We start from the raw sequence: 2,830 nt of genomic DNA, 5'->3' as shown, positions 1-2,830 counted from the left end.
AAGAAATATTACATGTTCTCATCTTCTTTTTCGATTGAGTTATTTTCATTAATGAATTGTATATAAATAGTGGGACGAAAGTGTGAAGTAATAGTAAATATAAAAAGGAGGTACACATGAAAATCTACACAAAAACAGGGGATAAAGGAACAACTTCGCTTATTTATGGAGTGAGAGTTGCCAAAAATGATGAACGGGTTGAAGCTTATGGAACCTGCGATGAAACCAATTCAATGATCGGCCTAGCGTTAAGTTTTTTAAACAGGGAAAACTTTCCTTGTAAGGAAGAACTGGAAGGAGTGTATCATAAAATACAAACAATCTTATTTCATGTAGGAGCCGAACTTGCAACGCCAAAAGGGAAAGATGTAAAATGGGCTGTTTCTTCCCAAGATGTGGAGGAATTAGAGAAAAAAATAGATGAATGGGATGCAGTACTTCCTCCATTAACCAATTTTATTCTGCCAGGTGGACATTCGGCCGGTGCCGCTTTCCATGTGGCGCGTACAACAGCAAGAAGAGCAGAGCGATGTGCGGTGTCATTGGGAGATGAAATAAACCCCGTTGTTTTGGCTTATTTAAACAGACTCTCTGACTTATTATTTGTAACTGCTCGGTTTGTCAACCTCCACCTTGGTGTTAACGAAAAAACACTTCATGAAAACAAATGGTAACAAATAAGTTACTGTTTCTGATATTGCAATATTGACAAATGTATTATTGAGTTAGTAAACTAATTATAACAATTATAATCTAATAATATTTTTTAGAAAAGAGGGGCATGGCGGTGACCCAAAATCACTTAAAAGAAGCGTTGGAAACCTTAAAGGACACGGGAGTAAGGATAACCCCACAACGTCATGCAATACTTGAATATTTAATAAACTCTATGTCACATCCAACAGCAGATGAAATCTATAAATCACTCGAAAGTAAATTTCCGAATATGAGTGTGGCGACAGTTTACAATAATTTACGGGTATTTCGTGAAGTAGGATTAGTTAAAGAATTGACATATGGAGATGCTTCAGCTCGATTTGATTTTGTCACAACTGAACATTATCATGTAATTTGTGAGAAATGCGGGAAAATTGTTGATTTCTATTATCCAGGACTTGATGAGGTGGAGCAATTGGCTTCACACGTTACTGGATTTAAGGTAGGTCATCACCGTATGGAGATATATGGAATTTGTCCTGACTGTGCAAATACTGAAGTTCACTAATAAGCTTTCGTATAAAAAAAGCTATCTCAATTGAGGTAGCTTATTTTGTTGATCTTTTATTATATTTTTCATCAAATTCTATGCCTTCGAGGTGTTTGTCAAGTGTTAAAGGCTCCCGACAATGCATACACATATCCACTCTTCCAAGGATCTTTGTCTGTTTTCCGCAGTTAGGGCATACTACTTGTATTGTTTTGGTGGATAGCATACCAATCCAAAAATAAACAACCGTACTTGCGATGATAAACAGAAATCCAAATAGCATGAGTACAGTCATGACCATCGGATGATTGCGGAAGTAAATCCCTCCGTACATAACTAAGAAGCCGATGAAGATAAGGGAAAGTGCAAACGTGCGTATTTTATTTATTTTACTTGAATATTTAGTCATCGAATCCCTCCTAAAAAAACTATACCACATTTATATAAAGAGAAAAATTAGCAAGTGAGAAAGGGAATGTCGAAATTTGTCTTAAAATAAAGAAGGATATTTTTTTATTATTGTCGAAAATATAGTGCTATCGGAAAAAATGGAGGAAAAGAAAATGGAAGATATTCTTCGACCTATTTATCAAGAAAGGGCCAGCCAAGCAAATACTCTAGGTGTATTATTGGTTGAAAAAAAACAAAACTCAAATCATTTGACTGATTCATTCGATGTGATTTTAATCGTCATTGTCAAAGAGGCTGAACAGCCATTATTTATAAAACACTATACTTTTAATGACAAGAAAGCCGCTTTGCATGTAATTGCTGAGGAACAGATAAAAGAATGGCTTTTATTAGGAACAAATCGAAAAATTTTTGAATGGCTTGATAATTCATTCATTCTATTCGATCGGAATGAGTATGTTGTAAATTTGAAAAAGGAACTTAACGAATTTCCATTTTATGGACGTAAGCTTAAAATGGGCATAGAATTTGCAAAGTTAATCCGCAGGTATACTGATGGCAAGGCGCTTTTTGAAGGACACCAGTTTCTGGATGCTTATAATCATATTGTTCATTCACTGCATCATTTAGCAAGGCTTGCAATTATAGATAACGGACTTCATCCGGAATTAACCGTTTGGCATCAGGTAAAACAAATTGAGCCTGAGATTTTTAAGCTATATGAAGAACTAGTCACTAGTGAGGAAACGCTTGAAAAAAGGTTAGAGCTATTATTTTTGGCAAGTGAGTTTCTAATCCATTCCAAAACCCATGTAGGTACAGAACACATTTTAGATGTGCTAGAGGGGCAGGAACATTGGTCTATAAACGAAATGATGAATGAACCAGAATTAATTCCTTATTCGGTAGATTTGGGTATGCTCCTTGAATATTTGGTTGATAAGCATTTAGTTGAAATCGTTAGAGTAGAAACAAAGGGCAAAGGGGTCTTACATAGGTATTATCGAGTGGAAGAAAAATTATCGTAAAAAAATACAAATGCATGTTGACCTATATTAAAATACTTGTTATAATCATAAACGTCGCTGCGAAACATTTAAAAATGCTTTCGTAAGTGACGGATTTTATTTTTGAAAGTTGTTGACAACAATAACTTGAAATGCTACAATGAATTGGTCGCTTCTGAGGCGATGATAAATAGTCTTGTTCTTT

At 35.0% G+C, this 2,830-nt stretch carries 4 protein-coding genes; 3 read left to right on the top strand and 1 reads right to left on the bottom strand.

Annotated features, from left to right (window positions below; all coding sequences use genetic code 11):
- The first annotated feature begins 116 nt into the window (after nucleotides 1-116).
- A complete protein-coding gene (locus JN080_RS28615; protein WP_256239327.1) occupies nucleotides 117-674 on the top strand; it encodes a cob(I)yrinic acid a,c-diamide adenosyltransferase in 558 nt (185 codons plus the stop codon).
- A gap of 107 nt (nucleotides 675-781) precedes the next feature.
- Nucleotides 782-1,225 (top strand): peroxide-responsive transcriptional repressor PerR, encoded by a 444-nt coding sequence (perR, locus tag JN080_RS28610; protein WP_305475369.1) that lies wholly within the window; start codon nucleotides 782-784, stop codon nucleotides 1,223-1,225.
- A gap of 40 nt (nucleotides 1,226-1,265) precedes the next feature.
- Here perR and JN080_RS28605 read toward each other — a convergent pair whose 3' ends face one another.
- Nucleotides 1,266-1,616 carry a YgzB family protein gene (locus tag JN080_RS28605; RefSeq protein ID WP_256239325.1) on the bottom strand — a complete coding sequence of 117 codons (351 nt, stop codon included), beginning with the start codon at nucleotides 1,614-1,616 and terminating at the stop codon, nucleotides 1,266-1,268.
- Between the two features lie 154 nt (nucleotides 1,617-1,770).
- On the opposite strand from JN080_RS28605, the gene JN080_RS28600 reads away from it, so the two are divergent.
- Nucleotides 1,771-2,646: a nucleotidyltransferase-like protein gene (locus JN080_RS28600; RefSeq protein WP_256239324.1), complete on the top strand. Its 876-nt coding sequence runs from the start codon at nucleotides 1,771-1,773 to the stop codon at nucleotides 2,644-2,646.
- The last annotated feature ends 184 nt before the right edge of the window (nucleotides 2,647-2,830 follow it).

The organism is Bacillus sp. EB600 (assembly GCF_024494385.1).
Classification (GTDB): domain Bacteria; phylum Bacillota; class Bacilli; order Bacillales; family Cytobacillaceae; genus JAEVLT01.
This window is presented reverse-complemented; position numbering and strand designations above follow the sequence as displayed.

Excerpts from the sequence above, each read along its gene's own strand:
- JN080_RS28615 (WP_256239327.1), top strand. The coding sequence starts at position 117 with ATGAAAATCTACACAAAAACAGGGGATAAAGGAACAACTTCGCTTATT.
- perR (WP_305475369.1), top strand. The coding sequence starts at position 782 with ATGGCGGTGACCCAAAATCACTTAAAAGAAGCGTTGGAAACCTTAAAG.
- JN080_RS28605 (WP_256239325.1), bottom strand. The coding sequence starts at position 1,616 with ATGACTAAATATTCAAGTAAAATAAATAAAATACGCACGTTTGCACTT.
- JN080_RS28600 (WP_256239324.1), top strand. The coding sequence starts at position 1,771 with ATGGAAGATATTCTTCGACCTATTTATCAAGAAAGGGCCAGCCAAGCA.